This is a genomic window from Planctobacterium sp. R6, assembly GCF_055755215.1.
Map to the genome: position 1 here is coordinate 29,388 of NZ_JBVTQY010000032.1, position 26,063 is coordinate 55,450.

Annotated in this window: 16 protein-coding genes; 13 read left to right on the top strand and 3 right to left on the bottom strand. The window is 47.2% G+C overall.

What is annotated here, in order from left to right; genetic code table 11:
- Positions 1-73: 73 nt before the first annotated feature.
- The 13 genes from AC0J20_RS17465 to AC0J20_RS17525 all read left to right on the top strand — a co-directional run bounded on the left by AC0J20_RS17465 (position 74) and on the right by AC0J20_RS17525 (position 22,742).
- Positions 74-1,540: a tagaturonate reductase gene (locus tag AC0J20_RS17465; RefSeq protein ID WP_473022696.1), complete on the top strand. Its 1,467-nt coding sequence runs from the start codon at positions 74-76 to the stop codon at positions 1,538-1,540.
- The gene (locus AC0J20_RS17470) at positions 1,537-3,027 is read left to right on the top strand and encodes a UxaA family hydrolase (RefSeq protein WP_229527906.1); all 1,491 of its coding nucleotides are present in this window, start codon (positions 1,537-1,539) and stop codon (positions 3,025-3,027) included. The genes AC0J20_RS17465 and AC0J20_RS17470 overlap by 4 nt, the downstream gene beginning before the upstream one ends.
- Positions 3,027-3,956: a sugar kinase gene (locus AC0J20_RS17475; protein ID WP_473022697.1), complete on the top strand. Its 930-nt coding sequence runs from the start codon at positions 3,027-3,029 to the stop codon at positions 3,954-3,956. The genes AC0J20_RS17470 and AC0J20_RS17475 overlap by 1 nt, the downstream gene beginning before the upstream one ends.
- 14 nt (positions 3,957-3,970) lie before the next feature.
- The gene (locus tag AC0J20_RS17480) at positions 3,971-4,999 is read left to right on the top strand and encodes a pectinesterase family protein (protein WP_229527904.1); all 1,029 of its coding nucleotides are present in this window, start codon (positions 3,971-3,973) and stop codon (positions 4,997-4,999) included.
- Positions 5,000-5,024: 25 nt separating this feature from the next.
- On the top strand, positions 5,025-5,651 hold the full coding sequence (gene eda, locus AC0J20_RS17485) for a bifunctional 4-hydroxy-2-oxoglutarate aldolase/2-dehydro-3-deoxy-phosphogluconate aldolase (RefSeq protein WP_473022698.1): 627 nt from the start codon (positions 5,025-5,027) through the stop codon (positions 5,649-5,651).
- Between the two features lie 152 nt (positions 5,652-5,803).
- On the top strand, positions 5,804-7,078 hold the full coding sequence (locus AC0J20_RS17490; RefSeq protein ID WP_473022699.1) for a pectate lyase family protein: 1,275 nt from the start codon (positions 5,804-5,806) through the stop codon (positions 7,076-7,078).
- Positions 7,079-7,404: 326 nt separating this feature from the next.
- Entirely contained in the window at positions 7,405-10,344 is a 2,940-nt protein-coding gene (locus tag AC0J20_RS17495; protein ID WP_473022700.1) for a TonB-dependent receptor, read from the top strand.
- A 102-nt stretch (positions 10,345-10,446) separates the two neighbouring features.
- Positions 10,447-17,124, top strand: coding sequence for a pectinesterase family protein (locus tag AC0J20_RS17500; protein ID WP_473022701.1), 6,678 nt, complete (start codon positions 10,447-10,449; stop codon positions 17,122-17,124).
- 297 nt (positions 17,125-17,421) lie between these two features.
- Positions 17,422-19,557, top strand: coding sequence for a TonB-dependent siderophore receptor (locus tag AC0J20_RS17505; RefSeq protein ID WP_473022702.1), 2,136 nt, complete (start codon positions 17,422-17,424; stop codon positions 19,555-19,557).
- Between the two features lie 324 nt (positions 19,558-19,881).
- Positions 19,882-20,169: a hypothetical protein gene (locus AC0J20_RS17510; RefSeq protein ID WP_229527898.1), complete on the top strand. Its 288-nt coding sequence runs from the start codon at positions 19,882-19,884 to the stop codon at positions 20,167-20,169.
- On the top strand, positions 20,170-21,786 hold the full coding sequence (locus AC0J20_RS17515; protein ID WP_473022703.1) for a PepSY-associated TM helix domain-containing protein: 1,617 nt from the start codon (positions 20,170-20,172) through the stop codon (positions 21,784-21,786).
- Positions 21,783-22,070: a hypothetical protein gene (locus tag AC0J20_RS17520; RefSeq protein ID WP_473022704.1), complete on the top strand. Its 288-nt coding sequence runs from the start codon at positions 21,783-21,785 to the stop codon at positions 22,068-22,070. Before AC0J20_RS17515 ends, AC0J20_RS17520 begins: the two co-directional genes overlap by 4 nt.
- 408 nt (positions 22,071-22,478) lie before the next feature.
- Positions 22,479-22,742: a toxin-antitoxin system YwqK family antitoxin gene (locus AC0J20_RS17525; RefSeq protein WP_473022705.1), complete on the top strand. Its 264-nt coding sequence runs from the start codon at positions 22,479-22,481 to the stop codon at positions 22,740-22,742.
- 54 nt (positions 22,743-22,796) lie between these two features.
- Here AC0J20_RS17525 and AC0J20_RS17530 read toward each other — a convergent pair whose 3' ends face one another.
- From AC0J20_RS17530 to AC0J20_RS17540, 3 genes are all read right to left on the bottom strand, one after another.
- Positions 22,797-24,170 carry a GTPase/DUF3482 domain-containing protein gene (locus AC0J20_RS17530; protein ID WP_473022706.1) on the bottom strand — a complete coding sequence of 458 codons (1,374 nt, stop codon included), beginning with the start codon at positions 24,168-24,170 and terminating at the stop codon, positions 22,797-22,799.
- Positions 24,167-25,237: a DUF2868 domain-containing protein gene (locus tag AC0J20_RS17535; RefSeq protein WP_473022707.1), complete on the bottom strand. Its 1,071-nt coding sequence runs from the start codon at positions 25,235-25,237 to the stop codon at positions 24,167-24,169. Before AC0J20_RS17535 ends, AC0J20_RS17530 begins: the two co-directional genes overlap by 4 nt.
- A gap of 177 nt (positions 25,238-25,414) precedes the next feature.
- Complete coding sequence (locus AC0J20_RS17540; RefSeq protein WP_229527892.1) at positions 25,415-25,795, bottom strand: diacylglycerol kinase; 381 nt, start codon at positions 25,793-25,795, stop codon at positions 25,415-25,417.
- Positions 25,796-26,063: the final 268 nt, after the last annotated feature.

A 26,063-nucleotide genomic window follows, 5' to 3' on the forward strand; every position in this document is an offset into this window, starting at 1 on the left:
AGAAAGAACCCGAACGCTTTCTGCATATAGGCTGGCAATGTTATATGACCTGTGAATTTAGCTGGGGCTGAAGATGAAAAAATTAAACCGAACCGAATTTCCTTTTGAAAATTACCCAACCCGTATCATGCAATTCGGCGAAGGAAACTTTTTACGTGCCTTTGTAGACTGGCAAATTGATCACCTAAACAAAGAGAATGATCTGCAAGCTGGTGTTGCGGTGATTCGTCCCATCGATTACGACACGCTGCCGTTGCTCAACACGCAGGATGGACTCTATACCAGCATCATTCGCGGTATTGACGAGTCTGGCGAGGCGGTAGAGCAAATTCGTATTATTGATTGTATTAACGAAGAAATTCCGGTGTACAAAGAATTTGAACGCTATATGGCGCTGGCTGAATCACCGGATATTAAGCTGATATTTTCTAATACCACTGAAGCGGGAATTGAGTTTATCGACACCGATAAGTTAAACGATGTGCCGGCAGCGGCATTTCCCGCAAAATTAACACAATGGTTACATCATCGTTACCAACACTTTGCCGGTAGTGAAGAATCCGGACTGATCATCATTCCCTGCGAGTTAATTGATTACAATGGCGACAAACTGAAAGAAATCGTTCTGCAATACTGCCAGTTGTGGCAGTTAGAGGACGGTTTTGTTAACTGGTTAGAATCAGCCAATCATTTTTGTTCAACCCTGGTGGATCGCATTGTAACGGGATTCCCCAGAGACGAGCATCAGGCCTTGCAGGAACGCTTTGGCTATCTGGATAACTTCATGGTGACTGCTGAGTATTTCCACCTGTTTGTGATTCAGGGACCAGAAGCACTGAAATCCTTTTTAAAACTGGATGACAGCAGTCTCAATATCAAAGTGGTAGAGGACATTTATCCCTACAAGCAACGCAAAGTGGCTATCTTAAATGGGGCCCACACAGCGTTAGTGCCGTTAGCTTATTTGGGGGGCCTGAATACCGTGGGTGAAACCATGGATGATGCGTTGTATGCGCGCTACGTTGAACAGCTGATGTTCGACGAAATCATTCCAACACTGGATTTACCTGAAAATGAATTGCAGGGTTTCGCCAATGATGTCATCAAGCGGTTTAAAAATCCGTTTATTCATCATCAACTGGTGTCTATTGCATTAAACAGCATGACTAAGTTCAATACCCGTATTGTGCCGCAACTACAAAAGTATGTTACCCAGTCGGGCAAAGCACCTAAACTCATGGCAGCAGCGATAGCAGGACAAATTTTGTTTTATCGCGGAGTGCGGGATGGAGAGCAAATTCCGTTGTCTGATGGTGAAAAGTGGCTAAGCAGTTTTGCTGAATTGTGGCAAAGCTATGATGACCAAACCCTGTCAGTGACTGATCTGGTACAGCAGGTACTATCCGCCGAGTGGCACTGGCAGCAGGATCTGTCTCAGGTGGCAGATTTACAACAGCAAGTCACTGAACTGCTAACCCTGTTTTTACGAGATGGTGTCAGAACCACCTTAACCACCCTGTTAGAGAGGGACGAGGTATGAAAAAATTTATTCGTTTACATGCGCAAGACAACGTAATGGTCGCCCTGGCGCCGTTGGCAAAAGGGGACGTTGTTGAACTTGACGGGATCAGCGTAGAGTTGGTCGAAGATGTTGAGAAAGGTCACAAAGTGGCGCTGCAGGACATTGCTCAGGGAGACAATGTTATAAAATATGGCGCGCCCATAGGGCATGCGCTGAATGCCATTGTCAAAGGACAATGGGTGCATACAGACCATATAAAAACCAACCTGAATGACGAACTGGAGTACAGCTACGTACCTGAATTGCCAGACTTTGCTGCACTGCAAGACGATTCACCCGAGATAAATATCTACCGCCGTGACAATGGCACTGTGGCAATTCGCAACGAGCTTTGGGTGGTACCCACGGTTGGTTGCGTGAATGGCATGGCCACGCAAATGGTAAATCGCTTTATTCAGTCGCATCCAGACATGGAAATCGATGGTGTGTTTGTGTTTCCGCACCAGTTTGGCTGTTCGCAATTAGGTGACGATTTAGATACCACCCGGGTACTGTTGCAAAATATGGCCAGACACCCTAACGCCGGTGGCGTATTGGTGGTAGGCCTGGGTTGTGAAAACAACCAGGTGGGAGCGTTTCGCTCCGGTGTCACTGAAGTTTCCAGCGACCGTCTGAAATTTTTGGTGACACAGCATGTCGAAGACGAAGTGGAAGCTGGTCTGGAACTGATGGAAGAGTTGTATAAAACCATGCGCCAGGACAAGCGCCAACCGGGGCGTTTATCAGAAGTGCGCTTTGGTCTGGAATGCGGTGGCAGTGATGGTTTATCTGGCATTACCGCGAACCCATTGTTGGGTGAGTTTTCTGACTACCTGATCGCCCGTGGTGGTACCACTGTGCTGACCGAAGTACCGGAAATGTTTGGTGCAGAAACCATCCTGATGTCCCGTTGTAAAGACGAAGCAACCTTTCACGACCTGGTGAACATGGTGAACGGCTTTAAACGCTATTACAAAGATCACAATCAGCCCATTTATGAAAATCCATCGCCGGGCAATAAAAGCGGTGGCATTACCACTTTAGAAGACAAGTCACTGGGCTGTACCCAAAAAGCGGGGCGCAGCAAAGTTCAGGCAGTCTTGGAATACGGTGAAATCATTAAAGAGCAGGGACTACATCTGCTCAATGCGCCGGGCAATGACGCCATTGCCACCAGTGCATTGGCTGCCTGCGGTTGTCACATGGTGTTGTTTACAACGGGCAGGGGCACCCCATACGGCGGATTTGTGCCTACCCTGAAAATTGCTACCAATTCAGAACTGGCTAACAAGAAACCGCACTGGATTGATTTTGATGCCGGCAGATTAATGTCGGACACCAGTATGCCGCAATTGTTAGATGAGTTTATTGATTTGTTGGTGGCGGCCTGTAACGGCGAGCCGGTGAAGAACGAGCGCAATCAGATTCGCGAAGTAGCCATCTGGAAAAAAGGAGTCACGTTGTAATGGCAGTGGCAAAAATCGCCATACTGGGTGAATGTATGGTGGAGATTTCTGGTGAGTTAATGGGAGCCATGCAGCAACGGTTTGGTGGCGACACCATGAACACCGCGGTGTATCTGAAGCAGGTGGCTAAAGACAGATTGCAAACCAGTTATGTTACCGCCATGGGCACCGACGTGCTCAGTGATGCAATTGTGCGTGAATGGCAACAATACGGGGTGGATTGTCAGTTTGTTATGCGGGACGAATCCCGTCATGCAGGCTTGTATCTGATCCAAAATGACGCCTCAGGGGAACGCAGTTTCCAGTACTGGCGCGACAGTGCCGCGGCGCGTTTTATTATGCAGCACAAAGATATCGACGCCATTTTCGAGGCCTTGCGTGAATTTGATGCCTTGTATTTGTCGGGCATTAGCCTGGCGATATTACCGGAAACGGATCGCCAATTATTGCTGGATAAACTGGCTGAATTGCGCACGCAGGGCGTTAAACTGGTGTTTGACAGCAACTATCGTCCTCGCTTGTGGCAATCGGTAACACAAACCCGGCAGGTGTATGAGCAAATATACGCCTTGTGCGACCTGGCATTATTGACCATCGATGATGAACAGCAACTCTGGGCTGACCCGGATACTGCTGCATGTCTGGCTCGATTGCAAAAGTACGACATTGCTGAAATTGTCATTAAAGATGGCAGCAATGGTTGCTTTTACACACATAATAATCAAACCCATCATCATCCTACAGAACCGGTTAAGCAGGTGCTGGATACCACAGCCGCAGGAGACTCCTTTAATGCGGGTTATCTTGCCGGATGGCTGCTGCAGCAAGATCACGCAACCTGTGCCAGTTGGGGTAACAAACTGGCAGGACAGGTTATCCAGGGCAAAGGCGCAATAGTGCCAGTTGATACCTCATTTGCCGGACAGTAGTGGAGATGAGCAAGATGAGAAGGTTAGCACTTCTGTTGTTTTGTATTCTGAGCTTTCAGAGTCTGGCATTGGATACCGATATTGGTGTTTTGCGGGTAGGGAAATCTGCCCCTTATCAAACCATTCAGTCTGCCATTAATGCCAGTAGTGTCTATCAGCGGGCGATTATATTAGTGGACGAAGGGCTGTATCAGGAAAAGCTGTTTATCAGTCGCAATCAGCTGGCCATTATTGGCGTATCGGCGCAAAAAACCATCATTAAACAGAGCATTCTGAGAAAGCACTGGCGCAGCAATCATGACAATGACTGGGGCGCGGCGGTGGTGAACATCAACGGTTCGGATATCAGTCTGATTAACCTGACCGTGGAAAACGACTATGGCCGTCAGCACAATACTTCGGAACATCAGTTTGCCGTCAGAGGGTTTGCCAATAGCGATCGCATTATCCTGAAGAACTGCCGATTGATTGCTGATGGTGATGATACGCTGAGTTTGTGGAACAAAGACGGACGCTATTATCACGCCGATTGTTACTTTTCAGGTTACACCGACATGGTATGCCCCAGAGGCACCGCGCTGATTGAACGCTCAGAATTTTTTAATCACGCTCAAACCGCCACACTTTGGCATGACGGTGAACTGGACCCGGATTATAAGTTGGTGGTCAGCGACAGCCAGTTTGACGGTGTTCAGGGGTTCTGGTTGGGGCGTCGTCATTATGATGCGCAATTTTTCCTGTTAAATTCTACCTTCAGTGAGCGCATGGCAGATAAGCCCTTGTTTAAAAAGCGCTACCCTCAGGACCCTGATCGCGAACGCCCAAACTTGTACGGAGATCGCTACTTTTTTAGCGGCAACAGCTTTCCTCAGGAACTTGAATGGGCCAATGACAATCTGCGCTTAACTGACTGGGTTCCGGCGCAATATCCCTCTTTAGAGGCCTGGGTCTTTGACAATACCTGGCTTCCCAGCGAAGAACTACAAACGCTTCGCAACCACCTGACTGAGATATCAGACACAGGTCATATTTCCACTTTTTAACACTTTTCTACTTTGGCGATAAATAATGAAATCATTTAAAACTCTTATGCAGGATCAATGCTTGTTACCTATTATTCAGGCTGACTCAGTGGATGACGGACTGGCCATAGCCGCTGCCATGCAACAGGCTAATATCCGGTTAGTGGAAGTTGTATTGAGAACCCCGGCGTCGTTGCAGGTATTAGAGGCTATCAAGCAGCAGTTACCGGATCTGATCGTCGGCGCGGGCACCGTGGTGGACGAGCAAAGTCTGAACGCAGCTATTGAGGCGGGTTCTGACTTTATCGTTACCCCGGCAATTTCACCTGACTTTTTGAAAAAGCTGGCTGCCGTTGAGGTACCTGTATTGCCAGGTGTGTCTAACACCGGTGATATTTTAATGGCCCGTGAACACGGCTTTAAAGAACTTAAGTTGTTCCCGGCTAACCTGTCTGGCGGCTATCAATTTATCAAAGCGCTTGGCAGTATTTTTCCTGATCTGGCTTTTTGTCCCACAGGTGGGGTGAGTGAAGCCAATAAAATGGACTACTTGCAATTAGACAATTGCTTTGCGGTTGGAGGCACCTGGATTGCGAAAAAGGAATGGGTGAGCGCTCGTGAATTTGCAAAAATCACAGAGTCTTGTATCGCTGCGAATAAAAAAGCGGCATAAACCACGTTAAATAAAAGCCGGATAACCCTGTCATGAGAAAAGCGTCAATTGTAAGAGATCATCTGCGAGTGTTACTTACTCGGGATTGGACAATAAGGTCACTTTGGAGAGTCATCTGTCTGACTTGCTTGTGTTATCTGGCGGTACCCTCTTTGCTGGCTGATACATTACCGCCTTTGGCTTTTCCTGAGGCTGAAGGTTTTGGTAAATACACGCAGGGCGGGCGCGGTGGTAAGGTGATTGTGGTAAATACCCTTAGCGATAACCCTGACTCACCGGAGCCTGGTAGTTTGCGTTATGCTGTGACTCAGAATGAACCCCGAATCGTGGTATTTTCGGTGTCCGGCGTAATTCAACTGCAAGCGCCACTCGTGATCAAACACGATTACATCACACTCGCCGGGCAATCTTCACCTGGTGGAATTGTGATCAGTGGAGCTGAAACAGAAATCAAAGCCAATCAGGTCATAATACGTTATCTTCGCTTTCGACCCGGAAGTGCACAGTCGCAGGGGGATGCCCTGACGGCCCGACGTCATCGCGATATTATCATCGATCATTGCTCGTTGAGTTGGGCCAATGATGAAGTGGCCTCCTTTTACAACAATCAAAATTTTACCCTGCAATACAGTATTATTTCGGAGAGCCTGAATAACGCCGGTCACGCTAAAGGCGAACACGGCTATGGCGGGATCTGGGGCGGCAGTCGTGCCAGTTTTGTGCATAATTTAATGGCGCATCACCACAGCCGCAACCCGCGTATTAATGGTTATCGGCTGGGTGCTCCTTATGCCCAAACAGAGGAGCTGACCGATGTGCGCAATAACGTGTTTTACAACTGGGGTAGCCAAAGTGGCTACGGCGGTGAAGCCGGGCGTTTTAACCTGGTAAACAACTATTATTTACCAGGACCTGCCAGTAAACCAAAGCGATTCTTCCAACTGTGGGGAGAAGGTGACAGTCTGACGCAAGCCTTTATCCATGGCAATGTTATGCACGGGGAAGCGCAGAAAAGCGGCAACAACAGGCTGGGCATTGAAATAAAAAATGCCAAAAAATTGAGCGCAGATCAGCGTCAGGCCATATTCCGGCAAAGTTTGGTGACGGAGCCTTTTTGGTTTATGCCGGCATTTTTTGTTATGCCAGTTGAAACCGCCGAACAAAGCTATCAACGTTTAATCGAACAAGCTGAAATAGGGGCCAATCGCAACAGAAAAGGCAAATTTATGGATTCGGTGGATCAGCGTTTGTTACAGCAGATTAACACCCGACAAGTGGGGGGCGGTAACGGCATTATCGATACCGAACTGCAGGTAATTGCCAGTTGGCAACATTACCGGTCGGAATATGCCACAGACGGTAGCGATGACGCCTTACCGTCTATGGAAAATATTCCACTCTGGTTAGATGAAATAGGCGCCTTTTAATTCCTTTCTAAGCGGACTTTTGGGGTCCGTATCAAAAATTCATTTCCCGTCATTTCCTGTCTTATTCGCAGGAAATGGCTTCATTTGTCTGCCTTTTTGTGATTTTTTCTGAGTTCAAAAGTTTTTAACAAATTCGCATTTACTATTAACAATTGGTTGACAAATGGCTTTTTTGTTACTAAATTTGCCACCGGTGGCAATTGATATTTTTATAACTCTAAATAAACGCTACATACAGTTTTGCCTTTGTCTCAGTTTGGTTGTTTGCGGGATGTTGGGCTTGCTGTTTTTTAGGAATCAAAACAAAGAGACTGGAGAAATTCCACATGAAACGCTTTAAGTTGAATACAGTCCTGGTTGCATTAATGGTGGCGATGCCGACGGTGGCACAGCAGGCCGGCAACGAGGACGAGCAACCCACCCAACAGGAAACCGCGGCGGTCAGTGAAGCCGAACAGGACCTGGAGGTTATTCAGGTCAAAGGGGTAAAAGAGGCCGATTTAAAAGCCCGTGACCTGGAACGTCTTAAAAAGGGTTTTAGCTCCATAATTTCTACAGATGACTTAGGTAATTTTGTCGACCAGAACGTCGCTGAATCTCTGCGTCGTTTGCCGGGTGTAACCTTGCAACGCAGCGAAGGGGAAGGCAAGTTTGTAACCGTGCGTGGTCTTGGACCCGGATTTGTTTCGGTCAATATGAACGGCGCCGAAATGTCAGGTGTTGGCGATGATCGAAAAGTGGGCTTAGATGCCTTGCCGGCTGACCTGCTGGGAACAATCGAAGTATTAAAAACCCTGACCCCGGATCAGAACCTGAACTCAATCGGTGGTACGGTCAATGTTAAAGCGATTTCAGCCTTTGACAGAGGTAAAAACAACTTAAAGATGCGCCTTCAGGATTCCTATTCCGATTTGCGTGGCGAACATTCACCGAAATTCAGCCTGGACGGTACACAACTGTTTATGGATGAAAAAATCGGGATTGGCTATGCAATTTCCTATGAAGATCGACAGACCCAGGTGGATGAAACCCGTCATCACAGCACCAACGAAATGAAATATTATCAGGCGGATTTTGGTCTGGCTGATGACGAGATAAACGGCCCGGAAATTCTGGGACCATCGCAGTTGGAAGTGCGCCGGGAAATAGCCGACCGTACCCGCAAAGCGGCCTCTTTGAATTTAGAGTTTAAACCCACCGACACCGATTATTATTACATCAAAGGCACCCACACCCAGTTTGATGATGGTGACTTAGCATTACGTGAATTTTACGATTTTCAGGATGCTGGTTCTGTTGGTAGCGGTGAAATCCTGTACGTGGATGACCAGAGTAAAGAGTTTATCCTGAGTGATATTGATGTATTTCATCAGCACTTTATTCAGGAAAGCAGTAACGAGAGCCAGACCTTTAGTATTGGTGGCAGCAACAAATTTGGCGATGACTGGACATTGGATTACGAATTTGCCAATTCCAAATCCGAAGAAGACTCCCGTGGTGATCGTCGGGTGCAGTTTCGCGAGCGCGACCTGATAGTGTATGGTCAGGGTCTGAGAGACAACATCAACGCCCAGGTATTAACCCCAGAGCAGGCGGCCCAAATGGCCGGTTTGACCTATGAAGAAGGCATGTTCGGCACATCCGGTAGCGGCGATGCCAGTGATTTGTCCAACTGGGCATTTGATAACCTCTTTTTGGAAGGTGGAGTGCGTACAGATGATTTGAAAACCTACCAGCTCAATTTGCAAAAAGACGTATTTAACGATTATATCAATTACTTTAAATTCGGTGGCTTGGTGACCCAGCGGGATCACATTCGCGACAAAGATCGCTGGAGCTTTGATCCGTCTGCAGACGATTGTAATGGTGATCAGGCCTGTATTGACGCGGTGAATTCCAGTCTCGCGGATTACGCCAGTACTATCCCGGGTGGCTCTGCCTTCCAGTATCCGTTTGAAAGTACTCAAACCGTGGATGATATTGTCAATGTTACTCGTCAAACCATTTCCGGCGCTACCAATGATGAGACGTCGGTAGAGAGTACCAAACAAGATTACACCATCACCGAAGACACCAAAGCATTGTATGCGATGCTGGAAACGCCTATCGGTGAAGACGCCACGCTGATCACCGGTGTTCGCTGGGTGGAGACGGAGTTCTCATCCACCGGTTACCTGTCGCTGGAAAATGATGACTTTGAGTTTAACGGAGCCGGGCAGGGCAGTCTGGATATCGCCATTCCCATGCCGGAATCCTCCATTAAATACAGTGAATTCTTCCCCAGTGCCCATCTGCGCTATGAGCCTACAGCCGATATTTTGGTAAGAGCCGCCGCCTGGACCAGCTTTACCCGGCCGTCCTTTAAACAGGCGCGGGGCTTTGCCACGTTTGACAGTGATATTCAGTTGTGTCCGCCCAATAGTGATAATTGTGACGATGATCAGGGCAGTGCCAATGTACAGCAATTGCAGGATTACATTCTGGGACCAGACAATGGCCTTGATGTGGGTAACCCTAACCTGACAGCCATGACATCCATTAACTACGATGCTTCAATCGGTTGGTATCCCAGTGAAAACCTGTTTATGGAAGCAGCGATTTTCTACAAAGATATCGATAATTTTATCGTTGATGTGAATGGCCTGACGGCGTCAATTGCAGATCTGCCACTGACCTTACCGGTAAATCAAATCACTGAATTTGTTATTCCTCAGGATCTGGTTCTGAACCAAATCAATATTACTCTGAACGGTGATAAGGCCACGGTTTTTGGTTTAGAGCTGAGCTATAACCAGTATTTCGAAAATGGCTTTTTCGTGCAATCCAACGCTACCTTCCTGGACAGTGAAGCGACGCTGGACAGCTCAATCCGACAAACCAAAGTGGCGTTGCCTGACCAGGCTGATACCACTTTTAACCTGACTTTAGGCTGGGAAAATGAAGTCTTCTCTGCCCGTGTGATTGGTAACTACCGCTCTGAAGTGTTAGAGCAGATTGGTTCCTGCCCGGCCAGTGTGGATGTATCCAATGCCAAACAATGTAAAGTTTGGGCTGACCAATATCAGGACGGCTACACCAATCTGGACATCAAGCTGAAGTACGATCTGACCAGCAATATTCAAATCTATTTTGATGCCATCAACATCACTGAATCTGAAGATTTACGTTACTTTGAAGGCAATCAATACAGCGGTGGCAACATCCTGTATCAGAAAGAAGTGTATGGTCGCTCGTTTCAGTTGGGTACCACTATCAAGTTTTATTAATGCATTTGGGCAATTCTGTTGAGTACAGAATTAAGTAAAAACGGAGTGTGGCCTCATGCAGCGCACTCCGGAATTCACGCAAAACCTTTTTAAGGAGAAGACATGAAACTCCGCAATGCAGTCCTGATCGCAGGTGGTTTGATAGCAACCAGCTGTGGTTATGACGAAACCATTAATGTAAAAGAAGCACCGGCTCCCGCTTTGACCGGTGTGTTCGTAGATAGTCCGGTTCAGGGACTTAGCTATAACTCTGAGTCATTTCAAAATGGAAGCACCACCGCAAATGGTGAGTTTTCCTATTTTAGAGGTGACTTTATTACCTTTTCAATCGGGGAGTTAAGCTTTCCCGGTGTACCTGCGTCCGCAGTATTAACCCCACTGGATATGTTCGGCACGGATAACGTGTTCAATCAACCTGTGGTTAATACCTTGCGGTTGTTGCAGGCGCTGGATACCGACGGTGATCCGAGCAATGGTATCAGCATCAGCGACAGTGCTGCCGATGCCGCGCAAATGCTGTTGCAGGATGGTCAAACCGTGGCCGATTTCTTTAATCGTCCGGCAGACGAATTTGCCGCAGACGTGGAAGCCTGGTTGCCGGCTGCCGGTGGTGGTAGCGATACCCTGGTCGATTATGATGCGGCAATATTGCATTTCGTAGAATACCTGGAAACTGAATACGGCACATTGCTGACCAATGCCTTTAATGCGGATGTGATTTCCGGCACCTTATTTCATGCATTTCTGGATGGCAATACACCCGTACTGGCATCCATTACCTTCACGCCATCTGGTGATGATGGACTGAGTGGCAGCTTTATCTACAGCTCAGATGAGGCCGATGTAGCGGGAGAGTACAATTTTGACTTTGGCCGCAGAGCCCTGGCACTCACCGCAGCTGATGAAACTGTTTATCTGATTTCGCGCTCCTTTAATACGGTGAATCAGGTTTATAGCCTGTGTTTTGAAGACGATAGCGCTGGCGCGCTAACGTCCTTAGTCGCCGCTTGTGATGCCGCCGATGATGCGAAAGACAATCTGCTGGTGGTGTCTCAGGAACAGGCAGAAATTGAACTGGCAGCGTTGGAAGAACTGGCGAACTCGGTAGAACCGGCATTACTGGAAGAGTTTGATACAGATACCACCACATTTTTCTCTTCTGGTTACAAACGCCTGAGTGATGATCCCAACAGTGGGCCATTGTATTTTAAAACCGGCGGTAGCCCGTTACTGGATGCCGAGTTGGGGCAGTTAACTCTGGAAGGCGCACGCTTTACCATTGGTAACGCCGCTGCAGATCCCGGTCAGTCTACCAGTGGTTCAGATACTTTTGGCACAGGTATTTATAATATCAGCCAGGGTTTTACCATCAGTTTTGACGTGATTTCCCATAACGGTGGCGGCAGCTTCAACATGTATGTTGACAACAACACCACCAGTCAGGGCAATTCAGTACATGGTGACGCATCCAAGTTCTATGGCCTGAGTATCAATGATGAAAATCTGCCTCAGGGCCAGCGATTCGTGTATACCTATGAACCTGGCAGCGATGTTTCCGGCTTACCGGCTGATGATCCTGATGCCCGGATTTTAGATACCAGCATTACTAATTCTTTCTTCCAACTGCGTACCGACAGCAGTGGTCGCATTACCATTGATAACCTGAAGATTGAAACGGTTGCAGATTCAGTGGATGTCGAAATCCCGGAAGAACCTGAAGAGCCGGAAGAACCCACGGAACCAGAGCAACCGGAAATTCCAAACAGCAATTTACCGCTGAACTACGATTTTGTGGGCGTAACTGCGGATATCTTCTCTGAGGAATTCGATTCTCTCACCAACGCACAGGGTGAAACCTTACCTATGTACACCCGCACTGGCGGCTCAGTGACAGTGGTGGAAGATGGATTACAGATCGACTCCGGACGTTTTACCATAGGTAACAGTACTCCGGATGTGGAAACCAGTGCAGAAGATCAAACCACTTCGGGAGTACTGGATCTAAGTCGCCCTTACAAAGTGGTGATGGATATTGTTTATGTCAGCGATCCGGAAGGAAACAATAACTTCCAGATTTATGTAGATAACAACACCAGCAGCAGCGGCAAGTCTATTCACGGCAGCGCCTCCAAATTTTATAGCGAGCTGATCAATACGCTGGAGCCGGGCACTACGCTGGAAGTGGAAGGCTTATTGGCAACCCAAAACTCCTTCTTGCAGTTGCGCACTGAAAGCGGTGGTGTGGTGATTATCAATAATCTGCGCATTGAATATATTGATGCGTTGACTCTGGCGGATGAAGATTTTGAAACTTCTACCGAGTTATTCTTCACACCTGAATACAAGTCTATTCCGGATGATGTCAGTACCGCACTTTACTCTGTCACTGGCGGTGGTAGTGGTTTAACCATTACAGACGGGCAACTGAGTATCAGCAGCGCCAGATTCAGTTGGGGGAATCGCACCCCAGACACCGAAACGTCTGCAGACGATACCAGCACAACCGGTATCTATGACCTGAGTCGTCCGTACAAGGTGAGCTTTGACTTGATCAGCGCTGACGACCCGGATGGCGACAATCATTTCCAACTGTATGTGGACAACAATACCAGCAGCAGTGGTAAATCCATTCACGGCTCTGCGTCTAAGTTCTATCAGATCCTGATCAATGAGATGCCAGTGGGCGAAAGAATCGTGATTGAAGGCCTGGAAGCTACGGCTTCATCTTTCCTGCAACTGCGCACGGAAAGTGGCGGCACGGTCGTGATTGATAACCTGGCCATTGAGTATGAACCGCTGGAAACTGGTCCGTCGATCTTTTCCTGTGAAGATGAACCATCGCTGTATTTCTGTGATGATTTTGCTCAGGGTGATTTGTCTAACTGGGAACTGTTAGCCACTGCTGATAACACTGATGGTGCAGTGGGCCAATGGGATACAGTCGAAGACGACAGCAATACCGTGTTGCGCTATACCGCAGGCAGTGCCGGTGGTGAAATTATCCGCCTGACGGACGCTGCGATGGCATCCATACCGGATACCGCTGATTATTTTATCGAAGCGCGCATTCGTCCCAGACAAAATAGCACCACGGCGAACAAACAACTGTATCTGTTAGGACGCTACGACAGCGAAGGTAACTGGTACGGTGGCGGTTTAAATCTGCAGAATTCTACTAGCAGTACCCGCGCTGAAGTGGCCATCAGCACTGATGGCTCCATCAGCAGACCGGTGCAGGCATCTACGCCGCTTATCCTGGGTACACAGGATGGCACTGACGGTGTGTGGTATCGCGTTCGTTTTGACCTGCAAGGTGATCTGTTAACCGTGTATTTAGACGGCGAAGAAATGGGCTCTGTGGCTGACAGCAGTTACACGGCGAAAGGCTTGATTGGTATGTTTACCAACAACCGCTCCTTTGAAATCGACGATATCAAAGTTGGCGACCCCACCGTTAAGCCGGTTCAGCTGACGCTGGACTACAAATCACCAGAATGGCAAACCACCACCACCAGTGACCCTCTGTATGTTTATGTAACTGCGGTGCAAAATGACGGTGTCACCGAAGACAGCTTTAGCGCAACCTCATCTGACAGTGCCGTAGTCAGTGTTACCGTTGACGCCAGCAATGTTATTTTGACGCCGGTTGGCGCTGGTACGGCTACAGTGACCTTTGTCAGTGGTTCTGACGATAGTTTGCGTAAAACTATTGACGTCAGCGTCGAAGAAGGCTTTGTTATGCCGGTTTCTGAATATGGTGATATCAGCAGCCGCGTATCCCCGGTGATCAACACGCAAAACGCGTATATTGATACCAGCCTGAGCATCACCTTCGACAGCCCACCCACTCTGGGTGAGGTAGGCGAGGTCAGAGTGTATGCTGCCAGTGACAACAGTATTGTTGATGTGATTTCTCTTGGCGGCGAAATTGATAACATCGGTTATCAGGGCCAGGATCGCGTGCGCCGCGTTAACTATCGTCCGCTGACGATAAGCGGCAACACCTTAACCGTTAAACTGCACACAGCTGCACTGGATTACAACAGTGATTATTATGTGGCTATCGGTGAAGGTGTGGTTACCGGCACCACCTTAAACGGTGCCGATTTTACCGGTCTGGGCGCCAATGCGGGTTGGCAATTCAGCACCAAAGAAATCGCCCCTGCCGGTACTGATATTACCGTGGATGATGACGGTAACGCAGACTTCAGAACCGTACAGGGTGCACTGAACTACGTTATGCAACATGTGGGCAGAGATGACGCTGCCACCATTACCATTAAATCCGGTCAATACAACGAACTTCTGTACCTGCGCAACAAAAACAATCTCACCATTCAGGGGGAAGATCGCGCAGCCAGCCTGGTGTATTACGACAACTATGAGTCCTTTAATGGCGGCACAGGTGGCAGCGAGCCTCTAAGCACTGGCACGCCTGGAGGAGGCCGTAGCGTCTTCTTAGTGGAAGGTGCCGACAATCTGTTGCTCAACAACTTTACCCTGAAAAACAGTCATATTCGGGATAACGTCAACTCTAATCAGGCGGAAACCATATATTTCAATAGTACTGGTCGTCTGACAGCCAACAACATGAACTTCTACAGTGAGCAAGATACGCTACTGTTAAAAGGTTACGCCTGGTTCTACAACTCATTGGTGGCAGGTAATGTGGACTTTATCTGGGGTTATGTCACAGCCGCCTTATTTGAAGAAAGTGAGATCCGTAGCATTGGTGATTCTAAATACGGTGCCGATGAAGATAGCCCTGGTGGCTATGTATTGCAGGCTCGTGTTCAAAATGCCGATGATCCGGGGTTTGTGTTCCTGAACAGTGAATTTACCTCTGGCCCTGGTCCATTAGGTAACCTGGTGTTAGATGATTCTACTTACATCGCGCGCAGTGGCGGTAACAGCAACTACTTTGATAACGTGACCCTGATCAACAATAAGTTCGGGCCACACATTGCGGGCGTGGGCTGGGCCTACAATGGTATTAATGGTCAACCAGCACCGAATCCGGACCCTGCCACTGCTAATGCCGGCTGGCGTGAGTATGGCAGTATGGATTTAGAGGGTAACCCACTGGATCTCTCTGCCCGAGCTGGTGGCTACATGCTGACTCAGGACGAAGCGGTTGCCTTTAGCACCCGGGCTGCGGTATTTGCCGGTTACGACAGCGGCGCAGGCTGGACACCTTCTGCGGTGGAAGCCCCAACGATTGAAGAAGACCTGACAGACCTGGGCTTCGCAGGTTATAACTTCGAGGTAACAGGTGGTGCCGGTGGCACTGTGGTTACCGTAGATAACGGCCTGTCTTTAATCAATGCGCTGGATACTGCCAGTGCCGCCAATGTACCGGTGACGATCTATGTAGATGGCACGATTACTGACGCCAACAGCGGCGGCTCGGGACGTTCTATCGAAATCAAAGATATGGACAACGTTTCAATTATCGGTGTGGCTGACAGAGGTGAGTTTGATGGTATTGGCATTTCCATCCGTCGTGCCAACAACATCATTATTCAGAACCTGAAAATTCATCATGTGTTGACAGGCGGCAAAGATGCCATTTCCATTGAAGGCGATGACGATGGCTCCACCACCAGTCGTATCTGGATTGATCACAACGAGTTATACAGCACCCTGGATGTTGACAAGGACTATTACGATGGTCTGATCGACAGCAAATCAGGTGCGCGCTATATCACCATTTCTTACAACTACCTGCACGATCACTGGAAAGGTTCCTTGCACGGTCATACGGATAACGATACCAGTAACACTGAGCGTTTTATTTCCTTCCATCACAATCGCTTCGAGAATATCGAGTCGCGTTTACCACTGTTCAGATTTGGTTATGGTCATTTGTACAACAACTACTATAACAACATCTCTTCATCCGGTATGAACTCGCGCATGGGAGCGGAATTACAGATACAAAATAACGTATTTGAAAATACCAAAAACCCCATCGTATCCTTTTATTCTGAGCAAATTGGTTACTGGAATACTTCTGGCAACCTGTTTGGTGATGGTGTTGTCTGGTCAACTCCGGCTGACGGAGACGTGAGTGCCGGACCTGATGCCGAACCAACCAGTAGTTATGAAGTGCCTTACGATTACCAGTTGGACCCAGCTGATGTGGTGAAGAACAAGGTAATTAACAATGCCGGTGTTGGTAAAATCGACCAGTCTGGCCTGGAAATTCCGGCAATAGAGCAGGGCGGGGGTGAAGGTGAAGGCAACGGTGAAGCGACTGACGTTAGCCTGCCGTTTGCTGAAGACTTTAGTGCGGCAGATAAAGACAGCTTTTTCAGCGCCGACTATAAAGCATTACCGGAAGACAGCAGTGCACCACTGTACAACGTTACCGGCGGCGGCAGCGGCATAGTACTGGAAAATGGCGAGATATCGCTCACCAGTGCGCGCTTTACCCTGGGCGAAAGCAATCCGGGTACAGACACGTCTGCTGATGACACGTCAGTAAGTGGTGTCTTTGATTTAAGTCAGCCGTATCGAATAGTGGTGGATGTCGTTAGTACTTCAGATCCGGATGCCGACAACAACTTCCAGATCTATGTGGACAACAACACCAGTAGCAGCAGTAAGTCTCATCTGGGCGGCGGTTCTAAATTCTACCAGACGCTAATTACCGAATTAAGTTTGGGAACCTTAACCGTAGAAGGACCGGTGGCAACCGCAAACTCCTTTATTCAGCTGCGCACAGAAAGTGGCGGTACCGTGGTACTGGACAATCTGCGCATTGAATATCTGGATTAACCTTCACTCAATGTAATTTATCAAACCACCTGTTTCGGCAGGTGGTTTTTTAGTTTCTACACTTGTCTCTCAATTCAATACAATTCGCTTTATATGGACCACAAAGGGGATTGTCCTAATCCTGGGTGTATTTTTCACCTATGCATTTTTTAGACTGTAAATTATTGGATAAATAACAGTAAAAACAAAAATAACGCAAATAAATACGCAAATACGAATAATTATCAATTGAAATGTTTGTTTCTCTATTTATAATGTAGGCGTTTACATAAACACACGCAATTTATAGAGAACCGAATGACTAAAAAGCACTTTTTCGCACTGTCGCCAATTATGTTGGCATTCAGCCTTCAAGCACAAACAACCGATTCGACTCAAGCGCAAACTGCTGCAGACGCAGAAAAAAGCATTGAACGCATCCGCATTGTAGAAAGCCGAATTCAACGTATTAGCTCAGGTGCAACAGGTTTAGGTCTGGATAGCTTCGATACCCCGCAATCGTTGTCAATCCTGGAAGGCGAGACCATCGCTGACTATAACCTGACGGACATCAATAGCCTGTTCAAAAATGTAACCGGTATCAATGTTGATTCCACCGAAACTGATCGTACCTATTTCAATGCCAGAGGTTTTGACATCACCAGTATGCATGTTGATGGTGCTGGTATCCCGTTTGGCGATATTTTTGTTGGCGATCTGGATACCGCCATGTATGAAAAAGTGGAATTTATCCGTGGTTCAAATGGCCTTATTACCGGTTTAGGCAATCCATCCGGTACTGTTAACTATGTCAGAAAGCGCCCTGGAAATGATACTCAGGCCAGTATTGATTTGACTGTTGGTCGCTGGTCAAATGTGCGCGCTGTTGTCGATGTTTCAACGCCACTGACTGAATCTGGTAGCTGGGCAGCACGTGCTGTAGTCGTACACCAAGACAAAGAAAGTTGGCTGGATCACTATGCAAACAACCGCTCTGTTTTTTACGGTGTTGTTGATGGACAGTTAAGTGACGATGTAACAATTACCTTTGGCTATTCTCATCAGGACAACAACAGCGATGGTGTAACCTGGGGCGCCATTCCATTAATTTATGCTGACGGTACTCAAACGGATTTTTCTGTTGCCACCACAACGGCAATGGACTGGACCTATTGGGATACCCTGAATAAAACCGCATTTGCCGAACTGAGCTGGTATATCACCGACGATTTACAGTACACCAGTAAAGTCAATCACATTAAATACGAAGATCAGTCTGAACTATTTTACACCTATTACAACACCGGACTGGATGCTGACACAGGCTTAGGTATGCTGGGTTATCCGGGTAAATTTACCTCTGATGAAGACACCCTGATTTGGGATAACAATCTGCAGGGTAGCTTTATGGCCTGGGGACTGGAGCACACTTTTAATCTGGGAGTCAGTTTAGCTGACGCAGAAACCAGTGATATGGACTTTGGCGCGTTAAGCGGCTTTGATGTGATGCCTGGTTTACCTGGCTGGAATGGCACTGAAGTTGCCAGACCTGCATGGGCTCCAGCTTATGAAGCCGGATTTACCGATATTTCCCTCAATCGTTTTTACGGTGCTATGCAACTGGCTGTTACCGAAGCCTTTGAATTAGTCGTTGGGGCCAGCTTCGTTGATTACGAAAACGAAGGTGAGTCATGGGGCGCGTCTACGTCTACCACAGAAGACGGCAGCAGCCCATACCTGGGTTTTACCTGGGAAGTGATGGAAGATCTTAACCTGTACGGTAGTTACAGTGATATTTATCAACCTCAGTACTACCTGAACGAAGATTTACAGCCACTGGGTTCGGCAGAAGGGCGCAGTTATGAAATGGGCCTTAAGAAGCGTTTCGATAATAACTTCCTGGTGAGTTTAGCGGTATTCAGAACAGAACAAGAAAACTTGTATGAATTCATTGAATATGGCGATGGCGACGGTATTGATGATGACGATTATTCTGATGACTTTAACTACGCCCTGTATCGCGGTGTAACCGTTGACTCTAATGGTTTTGAGTTAGAGTTCTCCGGAAAGATGAATAAAGAATGGACGTTGCAGGGTGGTTTTACCGTGCTGACTATGGATGATGAAAATGGCGACGAAGCCAGAACCTTTATTCCGCGCAGAACCATCAAGCTATTGGCCGATTATTCGCCTCAATGGGAAGAAAAGCTGCACGCTGGTATTTCTGTCAGATGGCAAAGTGAAATATATAACGATACCGCGTATGGCCGTATAACACAGGACAGTTACGGACTATTGGGTGGCTACGTGCGTTATCAGTTTAATGAACAAATCGCACTGGCTTTAAACCTTGAAAACATAACGGACGAGCAGTACATCAACTCTGTGCGTACCGATCAGGGTTTTTATGGTTCCCCGACCAATTACAGTCTGACATTGCGTTGGGATTATTAATCGCCAACATTGTAAAGCGTTCGGTAGGCAGTGTTTAGGGTTTTTACGGGTCTCCTTAAGCACTGTATGTCTCGCTCCGGTTTGAGTTGCCAAGTTCCACCTCATTCCGGAGCGAGACCCGCCGAATATTTCAAACGACGCCCAGGCCAACCACTGTTTTAATACATCCTCGTATTAAAATTAATAATGCTTCTCATTAATACTTTCAGTTTTTCGTCAATCTAGTAAACTTAGGGCAAAGTTAATCAATCAAATGTAATCGCTTTCAGTTTGTCGTGGATAACACGCAACAGCCAGAGCAATTGCAATGACCAGGAAAACGCTTTGAGTTCTATATCTAATTCCTTCCTTGCCAGTAAACGTTTCTGGCTCACAGGACCCGTGACGCTGGTAGTGGCATTGGTTGTCATGTTGGCTATGGCTGCCTGGTTCCCACCGGGTGCCGGCAAAGTTAATAACATCGTGATGCCATTAGTAATGTTTCCACTTATCTGGTCGGCGTTGTTTTTCTACACTTATCTGACCGACAAGTTAGCGAAAGCCGGATGGATTATGCTGGCGCTGTTCCTAGTGAACAGCGTTGTTTTAGCGTTGCAATTTTGGGGTGCATAAATGACTGATAAAAACACAGAGATTCGTTCCAAAGCCAAAGCGCTTTTAAGTCTACATTCCTGGTCGGGCATTGTGCTGGGGATGTTGTTATACGCGGTAATCTTTACCGGCACTGTGGCGGTGGTTTCAGACGAAATCGGCGAATGGTCTAACAGCAATCACCACATCAATCTGATGTTGAGCAGTGATCTGGATGGCACCATAAAAAGGTTAACCGAACAGACACCGGCTGAATACCATGAAGAGATTTCCATCTATGAAAATCATCGCCAGCAACTGGTGTATTTCTTTCATACCCATCGCCAGAATCCATCCGGTGACATGGACGAATATGGCATTCAATACATTGTCGATCCGCAAGGTGAGGTGGTGTTGCAGCAAGAGGGATTCAGTTCCGAACTCTACGCACAGGATGACAGCAACGCCCTCAGCCGGTTCTTAGTGGCAATTCACACAGAATTACATATTCCGCCACCCTGGGGATTACTGCTTACCGGTATTCTCGGACTGGCCATGCTGATTGCGGCGGTATCTGGTTTTATGATGCACCGTCACTTGTTTACTGACATGTTCTCTATTCGCAAACAACGAGACGGCAAAGCGCTGAAACGAGATTCCCATACTGTGGCCGGAACCTGGAGCATACCGTTTGCGATATTACTGGCCTTTACCGGTAGCTTCTTCAGTTTCGCGACAGCCTTTGGTTTACCGGCCATGGCGGTAGTGGCCTTTGGCGGTGATCAGGAAGCTATGATGCATACCCTGGTCGGCGAACAGCAGGAAAAAAGCGAAGCACCGTTAGCGTCTGCCAATATTAATACTATGGTGGCGGATTCCGCACAGCGGGAGTCCATTGCGCCTATTTTTGTGGTGGCGTCTCACTGGGGCACCGAATCGGCCAGCCTGCTTACCTTTTTTATGCCCAATGAAGGGGGCGTCGGTTTTGAACAGTTGGTGTACAACGGCACCAATGGCGAGTTTGAAGAATACAAACCTCAGGTAGGTACAGTACCCTCTGCGGGCAGTGCCATAATGTCTCTGATTTATCCCATTCATTTTGGCACCTTTGCGGGGCTGATTTCAAAAATCATCTGGATCAGTTTAGGCGTGGCCTCCTGTTATGTGACCGTGACCGGCCTGCAGTTATACGCCTACCGCAATGAAAAATCCGAAACAGACTGGCGTTGGTTTAGTCGTTTTTGTGTCTGGGGCTTTTATGGGCTGCCTTTGTGCTCCCTTAGCAGCGCTATTGGCTTTTTTATCAGTGGCGGTTTGGCCCTCAATCAAAGTTTCTGGACGCCGGTATCTTTTGTTATTGCCGCCGGTGTTATAACGCTCGTATCACTGCTGATTAAAAATGTGAATGCCCTGAAAAACTTGCTGCTGGCAGCCAATGGTTTGTTCTGTTTGTTGTTGCCACTGTTTCGCTATGTCACCTCGGATGTGGGCTGGCTGCAAGCGGCACAAAACGACATGATAGCGATGTTGTTTATTGATCTGACGATGCTGTTTTGTGGTGCCTGGTGCGTGTTTGGGTTATATCGGGCGAAAGCCAGCAACGAAAAACATACGGCTCAGGAAGAGACGCTGGCGGACCAACAGGAGGCCTTGTCATGAATCACCTGATACAAACATTGCCTTTTATTATCTTTGCCATTCTGATTGTGATGTTGTTGGCTCACTCAGACCCCAGACGAAGACAGCTATTTGAAAAATCAGATGTTAAACGCAGGGTAGATATTCAGGTGCCAGTCCAGGCCAGAAAATGGTTAGCCTGGAGTCTGGTACTCCCGCTGATTGCGTTAACTCTGATGGCCAACTACGCCGGTATTTTGATGTACGCCGGAGCCTTAACGGTTATCGGTTGGCTGGTGAGTGAACTACCGGCATCGGTTGTATAAAGATTCACTGAAGTTTAAATTCAACAACCAGGGCTAATTAGCCCTGGTTTTATTTGAGCCACCAGGTTGCTATGAATGCCGAACATGCAGGAGTAAAAATCAGCTGATGGAGTCAGATTGCGTGCTCAGTAATTTGATGGCGCTTTTTCGAAAGGGCGTTCACCTTCAACCCTCAATTAGCCCTGACGCGAGTCAATATAAGCCTCATTCGCAGAATCTTGAAGACCGTCAATGAACGTACTTCGAACAGAACCGTGATGCGTTATTTAACCAATTTAAAAGGGGTGTTATGTTAAGGTTATACACTGACTGATATTAGCCTGGTATAGCTTGGCTCTATAACTATCGGGCTCAATGAGTGTATTAATTGACGGTAAGGTGAAAGTCTAATTTTTGGCGAAATCAGTGATGAGTAAACAAACACCACAAGAATTTATACAATGTCACAAAGACGGATCGCTTTGGGCGAAGGGGCAGGTGTTAGGTAACACTCCGGTCGGCTACTGGGAGTGGTATAGGAAAGATGGGACAAGGATGCGTTCAGGTAGTTTCGATAATGGTTTCCAGGTTGGTGAGTGGACGACATACGATAAAAATGGAGCAGTCTACAAGGTCACTGATATGAAAGATGGTAAAAAGAACGCTCAAAAAGCTACCGTTGAGTTGAGTTAACACAAATTCGTTGCACGTTTTTCACCGGGACAGTTCGCAAACCAGTTTTTCCGTCTAAAACGCCTTCATCACCTGGGTCAGAATCGCTCTTAAATCTTTTGGTGGTCGCTGCTTTACCAGTTTGTCGCAAGCCACGTTGAGGGATTTTTTCAGGTCGCTTTCCATGTTGCTCACCATCTTCTGAAAATCCTGAGAGGACAGGGAAAGGGCACTGCGATTGGCGTGGTTGAGATTGCAAACCTGTTTGTGGAAATATAAAAAGCGGCCAAGGATCACGTAGGGGAAGTTGGCGTTTTTCATGGGGCCATAGGATGCATTCCATCCGCCGGTTTTTAAGCCTTTTATTTTCATACTGGCGATTTTATTGGGGAATATCGCTGCGCCAAAGGCACCGACTGCACCACCGCCCAGCGCACCTAACATCAAAGAACTTCCACCTGTGACTATGTCCAAAGTGGCGCCACCCATGGCGCCGGTTAGTGCTGTGGCGGCTATTAATTGTTGTTTGTTCAGACCCCAAAGATACCATTGTTCCACCTCAAACAGATTGGGTGGAAAGGTTAGTTCATCGCCGGACAGTGCGGTGTTTTGGTGTTGGTATACCGATAACACCTGATTAAAGGCGTCCTGCTCACGCTGTTTTATCCATTGCTCAAATTGCAGTTTTAGTGGTAGTGCCAGGGTGTTGGCTTGCGATTTAGACAAGACTTTTTGTGCCACGCTGTAACTGCACACGTCCCGCAACAATTGCTCCAGAATACTGGCGCTATGCAGTAATTGATTTTGTCGTCTGGTTTGCAGGTCGTTGCTGATGTTATTCAGTTGCTCCTGCCAATTTTCATTCAGGTGGGCAAAGGTTCTGAATAGCGCATTTTGCTTGTCAAATTCCGCTGTCATAGGGTTGAATACTTTTACTGAGTTAAAGTATTGGCCCAGTGCGTTTTGCCATTGCTCTATGTACATTTCATTTTCGATGGGATTGATCAGCGCCATTCTGGGCTGACCGCTCCACCTTAATATTTCCATTTCGAATTCGTATTCCGGACCATAGGGTCTTGAGCCGTCCACCACGTAGATGATGGCGGAGCCTGCAACTACTGGCGTGAGTAATCTCACCTCATCGGGAAATGCCGCCTGGCATTCAGGTGATGCGACGAACATGGCAACGGTATTGGCCCTGTCGCTGGCATCTTTGACGTGACTTTCCAGCCATTTCAGGGCTTTAAATGGTCTTTGAAACCCTGGCGTATCCACCAATACCAGTTTGCCGCTGGGCATATTGATTTCATAGCGATCCGCGTGTTCGGTGGTACCGCTGCGCTGACTGATGGCAACCTGATCGGTTTGGGCCAGGGTGGCAACGATACTGGATTTACCTTTATTGGGATGCCCAACGACGGTGAATGTCGGTATTGATAGGTTACTCATGAGTGTAAATCTCCGACATAAAGTGTCCACTGAGGCGTTGTTGCGACAAATCGCTGCCACTCATCAAGGTGTTGCGGCTTTGGTGGCGCGATAACATCACTTTGTAGCTCCACCGGGCAAATTAAGCCCGCGTTACCGTCCAGATAATCTTTTAACTCCTCAAGGGGCGGTTCCCAGGCTTTCACTAAAACAAGAAGATTGATGTTGTCTTTAGAGAGTGAAGTGGTTTCGTCTGCCAGCGGTCCGGCGTTAATAACCGGTTGTTGTTGCAGCCGGGGCGACAATTGCTCGAGCACAGATGCAGAGAACCCCGCCCAGTTAACGACAGTAAACTCAGGAGGCAGTGTTTTCGTCCACTTTGACGAAGATGCCTGTATCTGCTCGGTTGGACCGACATTAGCCCTGAGGTTGGGTTTTGCCACGGCATTTTTAATGCGCAAACGCAAATACCCCATCATGAGTATCCGGAGTAAAAGTGCGTAACAAAGCTGGCAGGCCATGATAAACGGCCACCAGTCAGAAAATGGCATAGCTTCACCAGTATGAACGAGTAACCTTGAATCTTGTGAAGAAGCCAGTAAAGCCATTGTGGGTTGTGCCGACTCCCAAAAATACCAGGGCAACGCAATGAATTCTAATAAAGGGAGCAGAACTTCCGGTGTCAGCAATGTGCTGCGCCAGACAAAGTGCATATCGGTAAAAACCAGCAATAGCAGCAGGGCCAGAATACTCCCAACAGCCAGCCCGACGCCGGCATACTGTCCATGGTATAAGACCACCAGTTTTCTGACTCTATCATCGAAGCCAACCGGTGACTTCCCAAGCAGAAACACGAACCGGGTTTTTAACTGTTCTATTACCAGTGGTTCTTTTAAGGTAAGAGGCAAAACAGACAGCAGTGCGCCCAATACCGGTACCCCGACAAAAAGACCTAATAAAATTAAAATATTAACCTGACCGTACTGATCGCCGGCGAGCAAAAAGACACTGCACAAAAAGCCCAGTGCAATGCCTGCCATCAGGGCGGTATGCTGAGTGTCAAAGGATGATTTTGTAATTGTTTGCAATGGTTATCCTGTTGATATTACACGGTTATGGAGCTGGTAACGTATTGATTACGTTTAATATTATCTTATCCATTTTCCTTTTTATATCTCTAGTGAAGGCTTAATTTGTGAAAATAATTTGTTGTTTAGATTTTTTTGACGGTGATTAAGTTTATCAAGTGATTGGCTGTATTATTTTCAGTACAGGTTACTTATCAGAATGCTAGCCCAAACAAGGATGCAGATCGTAATTGCGATAAACACTGCCGCTGATCCAAGATCTTTTGCTAAACCCGATAAGGAATTAATATCCAGACTTATTCTATCAATACATGCTTCTATAGCAGTATTCACTATTTCAGCAAAGATCACCCCAAGAACCGAGATCACAAGGGCTAACCTTTCATACAAAGTAATTGACCACATTGTTGCTATTGTGATTGAAAAAAATAAAAGAACTATTTCCTGTTTAAATGCCGATTCATTCTTTAATAGCCATTTGATAGCGCTAACAGAGTTGTTTAGTGCTAACTTTAACCTGGTAATGCCTACCGGTTTATTAATATTGTCAAATTGCATATTTTGATTCTCTTATGATTTTATTGTGCAGGGTTTAAGAATATCCAAATCAGGTATATAAGTCGGAGTTTCAACCGAACTTATGCCAAGCAATGTGTCAAACAAATTGTCATGTGAGTAGGGTAATTTTGACAATTGACCAATACATTTATTGAACTCAGGTTGTTGTAACTGATTACTCCAGTAAATCATTGAATCAATCCGGGTTTGTCGGAGGCTAATTATCTTGAGAGAATTAGCCAATGAACAAAAGAATAAGTTATTCCCC